Origin of the sequence: Meiothermus sp. (assembly GCF_037443965.1) — a bacterium.
Taxonomy (GTDB): domain Bacteria; phylum Deinococcota; class Deinococci; order Deinococcales; family Thermaceae; genus Meiothermus.
This window is the reverse complement of sequence record NZ_JBBINI010000006.1, coordinates 125,889-141,339: the sequence shown is the minus strand read 5'-3', so window position 1 is coordinate 141,339 and position 15,451 is coordinate 125,889. Positions and strand designations below refer to the sequence as shown.

Genomic DNA, 15,451 nt, shown 5'->3' with positions numbered 1-15,451 from the left:
CGAGAAGCGGGTCTATCCCCACCTGCTGCGGCACTCGGTGGCGCAGACCCTCCTCGACCGGGGGATGCCCTTAGAGCAGCTCCAGAAGTTTTTGGGGCACAAGGATCCAAAGACCACCCAGATCTACGCGGAGAGCTCGCTGGCGAGCGTTGGGGAGAGCTATCGGCGGGTGCTGGGATAGGGAGTGCCCGAATAGGTGCGCCTGCCAGGTTGCAGCACCGGCAGTCGGCAGTTGCGGCACAAGGAGGGCTCGGCCCGACTCAACCGCCTCCACTTGCCAGATAACCGTAGAATGGAACCCGGCTATGAACCAACCAAAGCATACTGATCCGACGTCTAGGTTTTTCGCTAGATCTTGGTAAACAAACCATGAGCCAAGACTTCTTTGAGCACCCCATCCTCAACTCACCCTACGAGTATCCCAGGCGGCACTGGGAGCTTGACCCCTCGGGCCAGCCGACGGGAAACGTCCTCGAGTTCCGCCGCCCCGCCAAGTTCATCACCCCCATCCCCAAGCCGAAGAAGCGGCGAGGGGGGGCACAGGAGCTGGTGTTCGACGAGGGGCTGGGCCTCTCCAGCGCCGAGCAGCAGTACGACGTGACCTCCAGCGTCAGCCGGGTGCGGCGCAAGGTGGATGAGTGGCGCAACCTCCCTGACCCCACCCAGTGGCGGGTGACGCCCGAGACCGCCCGGCTGCTGCAGCACTGGCGCTCCGGGCAGGGCAACCCGCGCCCTTTCTTCTGCCAGGTCGAAGCGGTCGAGACCGCCATCTGGCTAACCGAAGTCGCGCCGCAGGACCGAGAGGGCAAGGAGATCCTCGAGCTGCTCAGCAACGCCTCGAGGGAGGCCAACCCCGACCTGTTACGGATCGCCTTCAAGCTGGCCACGGGGGCCGGGAAAACCACGGTGATGGCGATGCTGATTGCTTGGCAGACCATCAACGCCGTGCGCCACCCCAACAGTCCCCGCTTCACCCGGGGATTCTTGATCGTCACCCCCGGGCTGACCATCCGCGACCGGCTGCGGGTGCTCCAGCCCAACGACCCCGACAGTTATTACGCGGGCCGCGGCATCGTGCCCAGCGACTTTCTGGGCGACATCGCCAAGGCCCGGATCGTCATCACCAACTACCACGCCTTCAAGCTGCGCGAGAAGATGGAGCTCGCCAAGGGCAGCCGGGCCCTGTTGCAGGGGCGCGGTGAGCCCATCAGCACCCTCGAGACCGAGGGCCAGATGCTCCAGCGGGTGATGCCGGAGCTGATGGGCCTGAAGAACATCCTGGTCATCAACGACGAGGCCCACCACTGCTACCGCGCCAAGCCGGGCGAGGCCGCCCAGGACCTCAGCGGCGAGGAGAAGAAGGAGGCCGAGCACAACAACGAGGCCGCCCGCCTGTGGATCTCGGGCCTCGAGGCCGTCCAACGCAAGCTAGGGGTGGCGCGGGTCTACGACCTCTCGGCGACCCCCTTCTTCCTGCGGGGCTCGGGGTACGCCGAGGGCACCCTGTTCCCCTGGACCGTCTCGGACTTCTCGTTGATGGACGCCATCGAGTGCGGCATCGTCAAGCTGCCGCGGGTACCGGTGGCCGAGAACATCCCCGGTAGCGAGATGCCCATATACCGCAACCTGTGGGAGCACATCCGCAAGGACATGCCCAAGAAGGGCCGAGGCAAAGCGGGCGACCTCGACCCGCTGGCGCTGCCCGCTCGGCTCCAGACCGCCCTGCAAGCCCTCTACGGCCACTATGAGAAGGTCTTCCACGAGTGGGAGAAGGCCGGAATCGAGGTGCCGCCCTGCTTCATCGTGGTCTGCAACAACACCTCCACCTCCAAGCTGGTCTACGACTACATCTCGGGCTTTCGCCGCGAGAGTGCCGACGGCACGAGCAGCTTCGTACAGGGCCGCCTACCCTTGTTCCGCAACTTCGATGAGAACGGGCAGCCGCTGGCCCGTCCCAACACCTTGCTCATCGACAGCGAGCAGCTGGAGTCTGGCGAGGCCCTCGACGACAACTTCCGCCGGATGGCCGACGACGAGATCCAGCGCTTCCGGCGGGAGATCGTCGAGCGAACCGGCGACCCCCGCCGTGCCGAGGCCCTGAGTGACCAGGAGTTGCTTCGGGAGGTGATGAACACGGTGGGCAAGCCGGGGCGCTTGGGTGCTTCGATTCGCTGCGTGGTGTCGGTCTCGATGCTCACCGAGGGTTGGGACGCCAACACCGTGACCCACATCCTGGGGATTAGGGCCTTTGGGACGCAGCTGCTGTGCGAGCAGGTGGTGGGCCGGGCCCTGCGCCGGCAGTCCTACGACCTCAACGAGGAGGGGCTGTTCAACGTGGAGTACGCAGATGTGCTGGGCATCCCCTTCGACTTCACCGCCAAGCCGGTGGTGGTCAAGCCCCAGCCGCCGCGTCAAACTATCCAGGTCAAGGCCATGCGCCCCGAGCGCGACCACCTCGAGATCCGCTTCCCGCGCGTGGAAGGCTATCGGATCGAGCTCCCGGAGGACCGCCTCGAGGCCGAGTTCAGCGCTGATTCCAAGCTCGTCCTCACGCCCGAGCTGGTGGGCCCGACCATTACCCGCAACGCAGGCATCATCGGCGAGGCAGTGGATCTGAGCCTCGAGCACCTCGAGAACGTCCGCGACTCCACGGTGCTGTTCCACCTGACCAAGCGGCTGCTGGAGACCAAGTGGCGCGACCCCGACGGCGAGGTGCGCTTCCACCTGTTCGGGCAGCTCAAGCGCATCGCCCGGCAGTGGCTGGAGGGCTACCTCGAGTGCAAGGGCGGCACCTACCCCGCCCAGCTGCTCTACCAGGAGCTGGCCGACCTGGCCTGCGAGCGCATCACCGCGGCCATCGTCAGCGCGCCCAGGCACCGCGACAACCCCGTCTGCGTCATCCTCGACCCCTACAACCCGGTGGGCTCCACCAGCCAGGTCAACTTCCAGACCTCGACCACGCTGCGCTGGCAGACCGACCCGCGCAAGTGCCACCTGAACTGGGCCATTCTGGACAGCGACTGGGAGGCCGAACTCTGCCGCGTCGCGGAGGCCCACCCGCGCGTGCTGGCCTACGTCAAGAACCACAACCTGGGACTGGAGATCCCCTACCGCCACGGCGCCACTCCCCGACGGTACATCCCCGACTACATCCTGCTGGTGGACGACGGGCGCGGGCCCGCCGACCCGCTCCACCTGATCGTGGAGGTCAAGGGCTACCGGGGCGAGGACGCCAAGGACAAGAAGCTCTACGCCGAGACCTACTGGATACCCGGCGTGAACCGCACGGGCCGCTTCGGGCGCTGGGCCTTCGCCGAGCTGGGCAGCTTCTATGGCATGGAAGGCGATCTGCACCAGGCCATCGAGGGCCACCTCAACTCCATCATCGAACAAACGACGGAAGTCGCCGCGCAGGGACACTAGCCATGGCCAAGAAATCCGACTCCAAAACCGTAGAGAGCATCAGCCATAAGGGCGAGAAGCGTAAGAACATCCCCACCGCCGAGCACCGCTCGCTGCTGCGCCCGGAGGACCTCACCCCGGTGCAGGTGGCCTACACCCGCCGCAACCCCGACCTCGACCCGCAGCTGGTGTGGCGCGGCAAGGACCTCTTGGACGACCCAGACCTGGTGGTGCAGGCCCCCCCGCTCTACATCCAGGAGAAGATCCACCCCAAGGCCCTGATCGACGACCTCATGCGCCAGACCCAGGCCGCCAGGGAGGGGCGCTATGGCCACCAGCTCGACCTGTTCGCCGATTTCAACGGCCTGCCCAGCGAGGAGGCCAAGACCGAGTTCTACCAGCACGACCAGAACTGGTCCAACCGCATGATCCTGGGCGACAGCCTGCTGGTGATGGCCAGCCTGGCCGAGCGCGAGGGCCTGCGGGGCAAGGTGCAGTGCATCTACATCGACCCCCCCTACGGCATCAAGTTCAACTCCAACTTCCAGTGGAGCACCACCAGCCGCGACGTGAAGGACGGCAAGGCCGAGCACATCACCCGCGAGCCCGAGCAGGTGAAGGCCTTCCGCGACACCTGGCGCGACGGCATCCACAGCTACCTGAGCTACCTGCGCGACCGCCTGATCGTGGCCCGCGATTTACTGACTGAGTCGGGTTCGATATTCGTGCAGATCGGCGATGAGAACGTGCACCGCGTGCGGGCAGTGATGGATGAGATTTTCGGTGATGACAATTGTGTCGGTACTATCGTGTTCGCCAAGACCTCAAGCTCGACAGGCGACTTTTTAGGGCCAACCTATGATTCCCTCCTGTGGTATTCGAGGAATAAGCGTAGCGTCAAATACTCGAAAGTTCTTCGCAAAAAAGTACCGGGGCAAAAAGGAGGGACAGGTTATCGAAGTGTTGAGCTTCCCGACTTATCACGTCGGGGGTTAACAAATGAGGAGATGGAAGACCCGGCACTGCTCGAGGAAGGCTCAAGAATATACTTCCGTGACAACATTACCAGTCAAAGTGTGGGCAGGGAAAAAGGCGAAGGTGCAGCGTCCTGGTTCCCCGTAAACCTACTGGGCCGTCAGTACAAGCCTTCTATGAGCGTCCGTTGGAAGACTAATGAGCTTGGGTTCGAGCGGCTGATAAAGGCTAATCGCGTTGAAGCCAGTTCGGGTGAAAACCTTGGTTACATTCGATATTTGGATGATTACCCGGTCTTCGAGCTGACAGATGTTTGGACGGATACCCTTGGTCAGAATCAGTTTGGTGGAAAGAAGACCTATGTTGTACAGACAGCGCTCTCTGTCGTAGAGCGCTGCATTTTGATGACCACACGTCCCGGCGACCTGGTGCTCGACCCCACCTGCGGCTCGGGCACCACGGCCTATGTGGCCGAGCAGTGGGGGCGGCGCTGGATCACCATCGACACTTCCCGAGTAGCCCTCGCCCTTGCCAGGGCCCGCATCATGGGGGCGCGGTACCCGTACTACCTGCTGGCCGACTCGCCGGAGGGGCAGCGCAAAGAGGCCGAGCTGAGCGGGCGGGAGTACGTGGAGAAGCCCACCTACGGTGACGTGCGGCAGGGCTTCGTGTACGAGCGGGTGCCGCACATCACGCTCGAGAGCATCGCCAACAACGCCGAGATCGACGTGATCTGGGAGGAGTGGCAGCCCCGGGTGCAGGCGGCGCTGGACGCGCTCAACCGGACCTTGCGAGGGCACAAGAGGCCCTACAAGGTGACCACCGGTGGGCGCGAGGGCAAGGAGGTGCGCTTCGACGCACCCGATGGAATCTTGGTCAAACTCCCTAGCGGCGAAGAGGCGAAGGTGTACGAGCTGCTGGAGTGGGAGGTGCCCCGTGAGGCCCCGCAGGACTGGCCGGAAGGGGCTAAGGAAGCGCTCAAGGCCTTCTGGGAGGCCCGGATCGGGCGGCAGCGGGCGATTGACGCAAGCATCGCCGCCAAGGCGGAGTACGAGTACCTCTACGACAAGCCCTACGTGGACAACAAGAAGGTGCGGGTGGCCGGGCCCTTCACCGTCGAGAGCCTCTCGCCCTACCGCACCCTGGCGGTGGACGAGAACGACGAGCTGATCGACCCACAGCAGAGCCTGGGGGGCGAGCAGGACTTCGTCCAGATGGTCCTGGAGAACCTCAAGGCCGCCGGGGTGCAGCAGGCCAAAAAGGAAGACCGCATCAGCTTCACCAGCCTGATCCCCTGGCCCGGGGAGTACGTGTGCGCCGAGGGGCGCTACCTGGAGGGCGAGACCGAGCGGCGGGCAGCCATCTTCGTGGGGCCGGAGTTCGGGACGGTCTCCCGCCCCGACTTGGTGGTCGCCGCGCGGGAGGCGGGCGACGCCGGCTTCGACGTGCTGATCGCCTGCGCCTTCAACTTCGAGGCCCAGGCCACCGAGTTCGGCAGGCTGGGCCGGGTACCGGTGCTCAAGGCCCGCATGAACGCCGACCTGCACATGGGCGGCGAGCTCAAGAGCACCGGCAAGGGCAACCTCTTCGTCATCTTCGGCGAGCCCTCGGTCCGGATCGAGGAGGTGGAGGGGGGCAAGGTGCGGGTAGTCCTCGAGGGGGTGGACGTGTACGACCCCAACAGCGGCGAGATCCGGAGCGACAACGCCGACGGCATCGCCTGCTGGTTCATCGACACCGACTACAACGAGGAGAGCTTCTTCGTGCGCCACGCCTACTTCCTGGGCCAGAACGACCCCTACGGCGCGCTCAAGACCAGCCTCAGGGCCGAGATCGACGCCGAGGCCTGGGCCAGCCTCAACTCCGACACCTCGAGGCCCTTCGAGTGGCCCAAGTCCGGCCGGATCGCGGTGAAGGTCATCAACCACCTGGGCGACGAGGTGATGAAGGTGTTTCGGGTGTAAACATATTCAAGGGTGGGCATTCGCACATCTGAAGGTGTAAAGTGAAATGTAAAGTAAGGACCGGGGGTCCCCATGGGCGAGAAGCTGAAAAACGCTCCGGTCTACTTCGTGATCGGCCAGGTCAGGTTCAACCCGATCCCGATGCCGATCCGGGATAACATCGACAAAATCCAGGAGGGGTTCCGGCAGTTGGGCTATACCGACTACCGCCCACAGACCCTTCAGCAGATGCAGATCGTGGTGCAGAACAATGAAGTCACCTATGAGCCTGGTGTGCCGGTGGACATCTTCGAGTTCGCCAATGCTGAGCGGACCGAGCTGTTTCGCCTCGAGCCCAACCAGCTTTCGCTACAGACGGTGGACTACCAAACTTTTGCGACCTTCTCGGAGACCTTTGCTAAGGCGTTGGAGATACTGACGACGAATGTCCAGCTCGATTTTATCGAGCGGGTGGGCTTGCGCTTCTTGGATGCGGTGATGCCTCGGGAGGGGGAGGATGTGGCCGATTACTTGCACACGCAGCTACTGGGCCTCTCGGCATTGGCCGATAATCTCACCACCACCTTCAGCCTTTCCGAGACCCTGATGAAGCGGGGCAGCGACTCGATCCTGGCTCGAGTGGTGATTCAGGAAGGGCAGGTGGTTTTCCCGCCCGACCTGGCCAACGCGGGGATGGAGATCGGGCCGCGCTTTCGCGCATTCCGTGGTCAGCTTGCCATCCTGGACAACGACGCCTTTTACGCGGAGCGCATGAGGTTTCATGACCTTTCAACCATCGAGAGCATCGTGGACACCTTCAGGCGGCTGAGGGAGCTGATCGACATAGTCTTCAAAAAGTCGCTCAAGGAGAGGGCGTTTGAGGTATGGAAGGGGGAAGCCTGAGCCATGCTAATAGCACGAGCTGCACTTGAAGCAAAGCATCTGATGCCGTTGACCTCAGGAGCGGCACTCACGCACTTTTTGCGCCCAAAGGAATGGGGTGGTTCGACGGGGTACACCGGTGCGTGGGTTTTGCGTGTGAATAGTCCCCTTTCTCAAGCGCTCGAGGAGGCCGCTCCCCCCGAGGCCTCGGTCAAGGAGAAGCTCGAGTACATCGAGACCACTTTTGACCTGCGGGTGGTGCGGGTGGCCGAACTCTTGGGCGTCTCCCGCCAGGCCGTCTACGACTGGAAAGGAGGCAAGAGCCTCAGCGAGGAGAACCACCGCAGGCTGGACGCGCTGTACAGGGCGGCCCGGCGCTTCAAGGAAGCGGGCTTGAAGTCGGACTACACCACCAAGCACCGCCTGATCGGGGGTGAGCTCGAGTTCATCCAGGCCCTGGGCCAAGACCCCCTGGACGCGGTAGAGAAGCTGATCGAGGTGGCCGAGCGGGGGAAGAGGCAGCGCGAGTGGCTCGAGAAGCGCCTGAAGACCCGGCCCGAGCCCCAGGGCTCCATCGCCGACGAGTTGCCGCCCCGTTACCCCGGAGAGTGATGGATGGCGGAGGAGTGGAAGCGCGACACGCCCTGGAGACAGGGGCACTTGCTCCCCCCCGAGGCGCTGTCGCTGCTGGGTGTTTCCGACGAGGGCACTTTTGCCGTGGTGATCTCGCACGACTGCGACCTGGCCAACGACGACCTGGAGGAAGAGCCGAATGTGGAGGTGATCCTGGGTCAGGTTGGCGACCCCGGCAAGTCGGGCAACCTCCGCTGGGGCAAGAGCCCGCGCCGGATTCACCTCGCATACACCCATCCGAATGGGGATACGCTGCTGCTCGAGTTCAACATCAACCAAAGGCGGACGGTGGCGAAGCGAGACCTCTGCCGCTATGAACCGCAGGCGTATGGCCTGACGAGGGCCGAGCGTGAAGCCTTCTCGCGGTGGCTGGCCAGCCGCTACCGCCGCTCCGCTTTCCCCGATGCCTTCAACGACGTTCTACGCCTCTCCAAGCTGGGGAAGAAGCTGGAAAACAAGCTCGACAAACCCGGAGGAGAGGCGGTCACGGCCGTGCTCTTCGACGTCGAAGAGAGATCGGGCGCGGAGTTTCATCTCTCCGTCGTGCTGCTGTACCGGGACGAGAACCGCTACGAGGAGGTCCAAGCGGTCGCAAACAGCATCAACGCCCTTTTCGAGAGCCTGGGCGATGAGGTCGCGGGCGGCGGGGCCAAGATCGTGCTCAAAGACTGCGTACCCGTGTCGGAGAGCGAAATCACGCTGAGCGCTTTCAAGAAGCTCAAGAAGTGGGAGAAGGACCATATGAGCCTGCGGTCAGACCCACCTGGGGAAATGCTGGGGGAGTTATGAACTTCCTGATCGCCGACACCTTCACGGCCAGCCTGGCCCGCCTGACGGGCGAGGAGCAGAAAGCGGTGAAGACCACCGCCTTCGACCTGCAAATGAACCCGGCCAGCCCCGGGCTCAGCTTCCACAGGCTTGACCGGGCCAAGGACAAGAATTTCTGGTCGGTGCGGGTGAACCGCGACCTTCGCATCATCGTTCACCGCAGCGAGAGCAGCCTGTTGCTGTGCTATGTGGGCCACCACGACGACGCCTACGCCTGGGCCGAGCGGCGGCGGCTGGAGACCCACCCCAAGACCGGCGCGGCCCAGCTGGTGGAGATCCGTGAGCGGGTGGAGGAGATCGCCGCTCCCCTCTACAGAGCCCCAGCTCAGTCCAAACCTCTGCTTTTTGCCAGCCTCTCCGACGACGAGCTGCTTGGCTACGGGGTGCCCCAGGAGTGGATCACCGACGTGCGGCAGGCCGACGAGGACCGCCTGCTGGCCCTGGTGAACCACCTCCCCGGCGAGGCGGCCGAGGCCCTGCTCGAGATCGCGGTGGGGGGCAAACCCCAGGTCGCCCAGGCGCCCGTCAAACCTGCCAGCCCCTTCGATCACCCCGACGCCCAGCGCCGCTTCCGGCTCGTGGGCAGCCTGGAGGAGCTGCAGCGGGCCCTCGAGTTCCCCTGGGAACGCTGGGCCATCTTCCTCCACCCCGACCAGCGCCAGATGGTCGAGCGCAGCTACAACGGCCCGGTGCGGGTGTCGGGCTCAGCAGGCACGGGCAAGACCGTGGTGGCCTTGCACCGTGCCGCCTACCTGGCCCGCAACAACCCCGGTGCTCGGGTGCTGCTGACCACCTTCTCGCCCATGCTGGTGGCCGACCTCGAGGCAAAACTCAGGCGGCTGGTGAACAACGAGCCCCAGCTGGCCGAGCAGATCGAGGTGAAGCCCCTCGAGGACGTAGCCTGTCGGCTCTACCGCACACAAGTCGGTGAATTGCGCCTGGCAGGAGAGGAGGACGTTCGGCAGGCGCTCCAACTGGCCGCGGCCGGGGTAACCGGCCACCGCTTCACCCTCCAGTTTCTACGGGCCGAGTGGGAGCAGGTGGTGGACGCCTGGCAGGTCGAGACCTGGGAGGAGTACCGCAAGGCCCCACGCCTAGGGCGCAAGACCCGTCTCCCCGAAGCCCAGCGCAGGATGCTGTGGGACATCCTGAGTGCTGCGAAGCAAGAACTTTCGCAACGGGGGCTGATGACCCTGGCCGGGGTGTGCGTGCGGCTCGCTTCGCACTTCTCCTCAAACCCGCCACCGTTCGATTTCATCGTGGTGGACGAGGCTCAGGACCTAGCCCCGATGAACCTCAAGCTCCTCGGGGTGTTGGCCGGAAAACGAGGCGACGGGCTGTTCTTCTGCGGGGATCTCGGTCAGCGCATCTTCCAACAGCCTTTCTCCTGGAAAGCGCTGGGCGTGGACATACGGGGGCGCTCCAAGACCCTGCGGGTCAACTACCGCACCTCACACCAGATCCGCACACAGGCAGATCGGCTGCTGGACGGTGAGCTGAGCGACGCTGACGGGAACCTCGAGCGACGCTCGGGCACGATCTCGGTCTTTGACGGCCCTGCCCCCGAGCTCAGGAGCTTCGACAACGAGGCCGAGGAGATTCGTGCGGTCAGCGATTGGTTTCGCAAGCTCGCGGGCTACGGGTTGAAGCCGGGGGAGTTCGGTGTTTTCGTGCGCTCCGCCCACGAGCTGCCGAGGGCTAAGCGCGCGGTGGAGGATGCCGGGCTCGCGTACATCGTCCTGGACGACGGGGCGAGGCCCGGTGAGGGCCAAGTCTCGATTGGCACCATGCACCTGGCGAAGGGGCTCGAGTTCCGCGCCGTGTCGGTCATGGCTTGCGACGATGAAGTGATCCCCTCCCAGGAACGCCTCAGCGAGGTCGGGGACGAGGCAGACCTGGAGGAGGTGTACAACACCGAGCGGCACCTCTTATATGTGGCCTGCACGCGGGCCAGAGACTATTTGTTGGTTTCAGCCGTGAATCCTGTTTCTGAATTCATGGCTGATCTCAGGATCTGATCACGTTCCCCCCTTCCGCGCATTCTCCCCCTCCGCGGTGAGCCGGATGACCTCGGGCAGCGCCTTGCCCTCCGCGACGGCCCTGGGCAGCCCCTTGAGCCGGTCCAGCACCTTGAAGGGGATGAAGCGGTGCTCCCCCTCCACGATCACCCTGGGGTAGGTGTACAGTTCCCGTCCGATCCCCCAGGCGGTGGCGGCCCGCTTCAAAGCCCCCGAGATGCCGCCCTTGAAGGGCTCCATGTCGGAAGCGCCCGAGCCGTCCTGCTTCTCCACCCACTCCCCGGTCTCGGGGTTCCGGATGGCGATGGCCGCGATGACCCCGTGCTCGCTGCCCACCTGGGCCGGGGTGTAGCGCACGCTCCAGCCGAAGGCCCCGAAGGCCCGGTCCAGCCGGGTCATGACCGCCCGGGCGTCGATGTAGGGGGCCAGGGTGGTCTGGCCGTTCTTGGCCGCGATGATCTTCCACTCGATCTCTTCAGCGGTGAGCGGTTGGGTCAGGATGTGAATGGCTTCCATGGTTTCCTCCTTGCAAGAAAAGCGAAGGGGTGGCCTCGGCCACCCCCTGGTGCTCTTTTCCCCTCCTCAGAAGGGGATGTACTCGATGACCCCCTCGAGCTCACCCTCATGGGCACACTCCAGGATCAACTCCAACGTGCGAAGAACTTCCCCGACGCTTACCCCGCGCCGGATGAGCAGCAATCCGGGCATGGGCTCCCCGGCCTCTATCCGCCGGGCCGCTTCCAGGCTCATGGTGGCCCTGTCCCTGGACACCACCACCCGACTCCCCTCGGCGGCCCAGGCCAGCACCGCCTGATCGGGCGCTCCCGCAAGGCCCACGTCCACCACCCGCACCACGTCGAGGCCTGGACGCACACGAAGAAGGCCGCGCAGGATGGCGGCCTCCAGGTTCTCGTCCAGCAGGAGCTTCATCCCCTGCGTTCCTCCAGGCGCTTACGCAGGCGGTTGGAACGGTGGGCCCGGGTCTTCTTTTCCGCTTCCCTGGCCCGCACCTCCTGCCGCTTTAGGTACGCTTCCACCTCCGCCGGGTGGCGCAGGACGTAAGCCAGCACCGCGTAGAGGTCGGCCAGGGCCAGGCCCGGGTAGGCCAGGGCCATCTCCTCCGGGGAATATCCCTGGCGGTAGAGGTCTACCAGGTCTTCCAGGAAGACCCGGCTACCCTCCACGTAAAGGTCGCCCGCCTCGTTCTCGGCCAGGGGCACCCGCTCGGCGCGTACCATGTTTCCAGTATACTCACGCGGCTTTGACGGCTTCATTCATTCTCTGAACTGCCTTCTTCTCCCCCCGCTCCAGCAGCACCGCCGCCAGCAGGTGCTTGCAGGTGTGCCCCCTGGCGTGGTCGGGGCACGTGCAGGTCTCCTTCTCCAAATCCACCAGGTAGTTTTCGCTCCCCCGTACCACGTAGGTGTAGGGCATCCCCTCCACCCTGTGTACCCGGCCTTCTAACAGGATGGCCTCGGCTCGCTCGAGGCGGCTCAGAAAACCCTCAACCCGTGCGCGGATATTTTTCATGGTTTCCTCCTCGGAAGAAGAAAGGGGGCGTTGCCGCCCCCTGGTGCCTAGAAGTCTGTGGGCAGATCGGGGCCCTCGAGGTCGCGCCACTCCACCCACTCGCCGGGGTCGTCGGGCGGTTCGTCTGCGTTTATCCGGGCCAGGGCGTTGGCTATCTCAGCGGCGAACACACACAGCTCGTCCAGCTGCGCCTCCAGCCCCTCCGATGCGATCTCTCTGGCCCACTCCAGGTATTGCAACAGATCCAAATCCTCTTCCAGCGCGTGCTGTAGGCGTTCTTCCAGAGGGGCCTGATTTTCGTCGAGGGTCATGCCGTAGGTCTCGAGGCCCCGCGTGACCCGCTCTTCCAGCAGGCGGGCCGCCTCAGGGCTGACCCGGACCTGGGCTTTTTGCAGGATGCTCATCTTTTCTTCCATAGGCGAAAAAGCACCTCCTCCACTAACGCCACCAGCAGGGCGAAGCCGCCAAAGATGATGAAAACCCCGCCCGCTGTCAGCGCGACCACCTCTTGTGGATTCATGCCCTACCCAGTGGGGCCCTCTGGCCCCCTGGCCCTTCTGTCCGGCCCCTGCACTTCCACCACCACCCCGCCCTGGATGCGCGAGAGCACCGCCTCACCCACCTCGCCTAACCGGGCGGCGTAGGCTTCAGGGGACAGGTTGGAGGTGATGATGATGTCGCACCCGCCCGCGCTCGAGCGCTCCACCAGGGCGTAGAGGCGTTCTAAGGTGAAGGGGGTGAGCCTTGTCTTGCCCCCGTCGTCGAGCACCAGGCGCTCATACTGGGGCAAGGTTCCCTCTCCCGCCGCTGCCAGCCGCTCCTCGGCCAGGAAGTCGAGTTCGCTCCTGAAACGCACGAACCGTCCTTCGGCCACCAGCCGGGCCGCGATTCTGAGGGCCAGATGGGTTTTGCCCACCCCCGGCGGGCCGTAGAGGTACAGCAAGCCCCCCTGGTAGCGCCGGGCCGCTTCGATGGCGGCCTTGTTGCCGCTGTGGGCCTCCAGGGGGCGCTCCAGATACTCCCGGTAGCGGGGGTAGCCCGCAAGATCAGCCCGCAAAAACTGCGGGGCCTTCCACAGCCGCCATGAGGCGAGCAAGGCGGTCTGGTACTGGGCGGGCTCGAGGTAGCCACAGTCGCAGTCGTGCTCGATCTGGCTGGGCCGCTCGAAGGTGTACCCGGCCAGGGCCGCCGCGCCGCACAAAGGGCAGGGGGGTAGGCTGGGGTCGTGGGCCACGAGCACAGGGGCAAGGTTCAGAACTGCTCGCCGGTCGCTGTCCATGTCTTCTCCTCCTTCTTTCCCCGCCCCGCCAGCACCCGCCGGGCGTACAAGAGCGGCTGGTCGGGGGCCTTCTTCCTCACCTCGAGCAGCACCTGCCGCACGGCCTCGTCCCCTAACCGCTCGATCTCGCTGGCGAACTCCTCCAACCAGGCCAGGGTGGTGGGGACGCGCTTGGCTAGTGGCAGGGACTCCACCAGGTTCAGCAGCTCCAGCAGGCTCTCCTTGTGCTGCTGGGCTAACCGCTGGATCAGCGCGTTCTGCTCCTTGCGGGCCCGGTACAAAAGCCCCGCCCGCCAGCCCCCTAGCTCCTGGGCCAGCGACCCGGCAGGGTCGGGGTAGCGAGAGCCTGCTTTGTTTCGCTTGTTTTCCTGTGACACTTTGTCACGTGGTTTCTCTCTTTTCGCAAGGGGTTTTCTCTCTCCAGCACGCAAAGGCGTGTGACATTTTGTCACGGGGTTTCCTGCGATTCCCTGTGACACTCTGTCACGCTTTATCCGGTGCATCGCCTGCCGCCGGGCCTCGGGGTTCCCTAAAGGAAAGGCCCCAGGGTCTTCCCCCAGGGCCTCCCACAACAGGAGTCCGTCCTTGAGGGAGAGCTTTTCCAGCACCTCCCGCAACCGATGGGCCTCAAGCCGATACCAGCTTTTCCTCCGAGGCATTGCGCTCCTCCACCAGCGCCCGAAAACCCTCCTCGGTTTTCGGGAAATGCCACAGCGCGGTGGCCTCGCTGCCCACCGCGACCGGTATCACCCGCTTGCCGATGATCACCGCCAGCTCAGGCCAGCCGTGGTCGGGGGCTTCCGGCAGGTAGGAGATCTCGAATGGGCCGATCTTCTTCAAAAAACGCTTAACTTTCATGGCACCTCCTCAGAAGAAGCAGCGGGGCACCGCCGCCTTCAGCGGTGCCCCCTGGTGCTAGACCCGCAGGGGCACGACGACCCCCCGGTAGCTTCCACCCTCGATGAGCACGGGCTTTTTAGGGTCAACGAAGTGTAGCTTTCCGGTTCCCTTCACGGGCTGGATGCGCACGAGGAACAACTGCCCGTTGATGGCGAAGCTCATCACCCCCTGTACCACACAGGGTACCCTTCGGTGCGCCTGGCCGTGCTCGTTGTCCACCTCGAGGTGGATCACCCCTTCTTCCGCTTGCACGTCCACCCGCTGGTTGCTTGAACGCGAAAACAGCGGGCGCAGCGCCTCCAGCGCCTCTACCAGGGCCGGTACGTAGACCTCGATGGTGCTCTGCCACTCCTCGGGCTTGGGAATCACCCGCTCGTAATCGGGGTACTCGCCCTCTATGCGGGTGAAGCTCATCTCGAGCCCCCCTGCTTTGAGTCCCAGCTCGCCCTCCTTCAAGCCCAGGCCCACCTCGAACTCCTCCACCCCCTTCAAAGCCTTCATCATCAATGCCAGCCCCTCGCGGTGGATCACCGCCCTGCCCTCTAAGACCCCCCGCGCTGGGATGGTGCGCTCGGCCAGCACGTAGCCGTCGCTCGCTACCAGCTTCAGGCGGGTGGGGCTGAACTCGAACTGGGCCCCTTGAAAGACGGCCCGCGTGGGGTCGGTGCTGGTGGCTTCGTAGACCGCCTCGAGGCTTGCGATCAACTCCTTACGGTTGACCCACACCTGCGGCTCTATACGGGGCATCTCGAAGGTGGTTTCGTGGTATTCCAGGCCCACCTCGCCCACCCAGACCTTGCCATTCAGGGAAACCTGGGCATCGCGTTTGATAGCCTCTTTGAAAAGCGAAGTGTCCACCTCCACCACCGGCCCCTGGGCCTCTCCGGCCTTCCAGCGGGCGTAGAGCAGGCGACCCCTGTCTAACTCCCGTTTGCCCATCAGGGCCAGTCCGTTGCGGGTCTGCACCATCAGGGTCGAGCGCCTGTCGAATAGGGCCAGAGCGTTCTTCAGCAGCTTTTCCATATGTCCTCCACGGAAAAGGAAAGGGGGCGGTGCCGCCC

General features: G+C 64.5%; 16 protein-coding genes. 7 read left to right on the top strand and 9 right to left on the bottom strand.

All coding sequences use genetic code 11. The features are described from left to right. From WKI89_RS05515 to WKI89_RS05485, 7 genes are all read left to right on the top strand, one after another. A partial coding sequence (locus tag WKI89_RS05515) for a tyrosine-type recombinase/integrase (RefSeq protein ID WP_337868173.1) occupies positions 1–181 on the top strand: 181 nt, incomplete at its 5' end. Between the two features lie 188 nt (positions 182–369). Beyond that, positions 370–3,423 carry a DEAD/DEAH box helicase family protein gene (locus WKI89_RS05510; RefSeq protein WP_337868172.1) on the top strand — a complete coding sequence of 1,018 codons (3,054 nt, stop codon included), beginning with the start codon at positions 370–372 and terminating at the stop codon, positions 3,421–3,423. Between the two features lie 2 nt (positions 3,424–3,425). After that, complete coding sequence (locus WKI89_RS05505) at positions 3,426–6,341, top strand: site-specific DNA-methyltransferase (RefSeq protein WP_337868171.1); 2,916 nt, start codon at positions 3,426–3,428, stop codon at positions 6,339–6,341. Positions 6,342–6,413: 72 nt separating this feature from the next. Then, complete coding sequence (locus tag WKI89_RS05500; protein WP_337868170.1) at positions 6,414–7,223, top strand: TIGR04255 family protein; 810 nt, start codon at positions 6,414–6,416, stop codon at positions 7,221–7,223. 135 nt (positions 7,224–7,358) lie between these two features. After that, positions 7,359–7,814 (top strand): hypothetical protein, encoded by a 456-nt coding sequence (locus WKI89_RS05495; protein ID WP_337868169.1) that lies wholly within the window; start codon positions 7,359–7,361, stop codon positions 7,812–7,814. A gap of 3 nt (positions 7,815–7,817) precedes the next feature. Beyond that, positions 7,818–8,624, top strand: a complete 807-nt coding sequence (locus WKI89_RS05490) for a hypothetical protein (protein ID WP_337868168.1) — start codon at positions 7,818–7,820, stop codon at positions 8,622–8,624. Further along, positions 8,621–10,681: a 3'-5' exonuclease gene (locus tag WKI89_RS05485; RefSeq protein WP_337868167.1), complete on the top strand. Its 2,061-nt coding sequence runs from the start codon at positions 8,621–8,623 to the stop codon at positions 10,679–10,681. The genes WKI89_RS05490 and WKI89_RS05485 overlap by 4 nt, the downstream gene beginning before the upstream one ends. Here the strand turns inward: WKI89_RS05485 and WKI89_RS05480 are convergent, their stop codons facing one another. From WKI89_RS05480 to WKI89_RS05440, 9 genes are all read right to left on the bottom strand, one after another. Beyond that, entirely contained in the window at positions 10,682–11,197 is a 516-nt protein-coding gene (locus tag WKI89_RS05480) for a Rad52/Rad22 family DNA repair protein (RefSeq protein ID WP_337868166.1), read from the bottom strand. A gap of 66 nt (positions 11,198–11,263) precedes the next feature. Beyond that, positions 11,264–11,611: a DUF5615 family PIN-like protein gene (locus WKI89_RS05475; protein ID WP_024049864.1), complete on the bottom strand. Its 348-nt coding sequence runs from the start codon at positions 11,609–11,611 to the stop codon at positions 11,264–11,266. Further along, the gene (locus WKI89_RS05470) at positions 11,608–11,919 is read right to left on the bottom strand and encodes a DUF433 domain-containing protein (RefSeq protein WP_337868165.1); all 312 of its coding nucleotides are present in this window, start codon (positions 11,917–11,919) and stop codon (positions 11,608–11,610) included. Before WKI89_RS05470 ends, WKI89_RS05475 begins: the two co-directional genes overlap by 4 nt. 13 nt (positions 11,920–11,932) lie before the next feature. After that, entirely contained in the window at positions 11,933–12,211 is a 279-nt protein-coding gene (locus WKI89_RS05465) for an SWIM zinc finger family protein (RefSeq protein WP_337868164.1), read from the bottom strand. A 47-nt stretch (positions 12,212–12,258) separates the two neighbouring features. Further along, entirely contained in the window at positions 12,259–12,627 is a 369-nt protein-coding gene (locus WKI89_RS05460) for a hypothetical protein (protein WP_337868163.1), read from the bottom strand. Positions 12,628–12,734: 107 nt separating this feature from the next. After that, positions 12,735–13,490, bottom strand: coding sequence for an ATP-binding protein (locus tag WKI89_RS05455; RefSeq protein WP_337868162.1), 756 nt, complete (start codon positions 13,488–13,490; stop codon positions 12,735–12,737). Next, positions 13,463–13,867: a hypothetical protein gene (locus tag WKI89_RS05450; RefSeq protein ID WP_245958775.1), complete on the bottom strand. Its 405-nt coding sequence runs from the start codon at positions 13,865–13,867 to the stop codon at positions 13,463–13,465. The genes WKI89_RS05455 and WKI89_RS05450 overlap by 28 nt, the downstream gene beginning before the upstream one ends. Positions 13,868–14,117: 250 nt before the next feature. Further along, positions 14,118–14,348: a hypothetical protein gene (locus tag WKI89_RS05445; protein ID WP_337868161.1), complete on the bottom strand. Its 231-nt coding sequence runs from the start codon at positions 14,346–14,348 to the stop codon at positions 14,118–14,120. Between the two features lie 57 nt (positions 14,349–14,405). Beyond that, the gene (locus WKI89_RS05440) at positions 14,406–15,413 is read right to left on the bottom strand and encodes a DNA polymerase III subunit beta (RefSeq protein ID WP_337868160.1); all 1,008 of its coding nucleotides are present in this window, start codon (positions 15,411–15,413) and stop codon (positions 14,406–14,408) included. Between the last annotated feature and the right edge of the window lie 38 nt (positions 15,414–15,451).

Bases quoted from the DNA above. Each gene is read 5' to 3' on its own strand.
- WKI89_RS05500 (WP_337868170.1), top strand. From the start codon at position 6,414: ATGGGCGAGAAGCTGAAAAACGCTCCGGTCTACTTCGTGATCGGCCAG.
- WKI89_RS05470 (WP_337868165.1), bottom strand. From the start codon at position 11,919: ATGGTACGCGCCGAGCGGGTGCCCCTGGCCGAGAACGAGGCGGGCGAC.
- WKI89_RS05490 (WP_337868168.1), top strand. From the start codon at position 7,818: ATGGCGGAGGAGTGGAAGCGCGACACGCCCTGGAGACAGGGGCACTTG.
- WKI89_RS05510 (WP_337868172.1), top strand. From the start codon at position 370: ATGAGCCAAGACTTCTTTGAGCACCCCATCCTCAACTCACCCTACGAG.
- WKI89_RS05505 (WP_337868171.1), top strand. From the start codon at position 3,426: ATGGCCAAGAAATCCGACTCCAAAACCGTAGAGAGCATCAGCCATAAG.
- WKI89_RS05455 (WP_337868162.1), bottom strand. From the start codon at position 13,490: ATGGACAGCGACCGGCGAGCAGTTCTGAACCTTGCCCCTGTGCTCGTG.
- WKI89_RS05445 (WP_337868161.1), bottom strand. From the start codon at position 14,348: ATGAAAGTTAAGCGTTTTTTGAAGAAGATCGGCCCATTCGAGATCTCC.
- WKI89_RS05475 (WP_024049864.1), bottom strand. From the start codon at position 11,611: ATGAAGCTCCTGCTGGACGAGAACCTGGAGGCCGCCATCCTGCGCGGC.
- WKI89_RS05480 (WP_337868166.1), bottom strand. From the start codon at position 11,197: ATGGAAGCCATTCACATCCTGACCCAACCGCTCACCGCTGAAGAGATC.
- WKI89_RS05465 (WP_337868164.1), bottom strand. From the start codon at position 12,211: ATGAAAAATATCCGCGCACGGGTTGAGGGTTTTCTGAGCCGCCTCGAG.
- WKI89_RS05485 (WP_337868167.1), top strand. From the start codon at position 8,621: ATGAACTTCCTGATCGCCGACACCTTCACGGCCAGCCTGGCCCGCCTG.
- WKI89_RS05440 (WP_337868160.1), bottom strand. From the start codon at position 15,413: ATGGAAAAGCTGCTGAAGAACGCTCTGGCCCTATTCGACAGGCGCTCG.
- WKI89_RS05460 (WP_337868163.1), bottom strand. From the start codon at position 12,627: ATGGAAGAAAAGATGAGCATCCTGCAAAAAGCCCAGGTCCGGGTCAGC.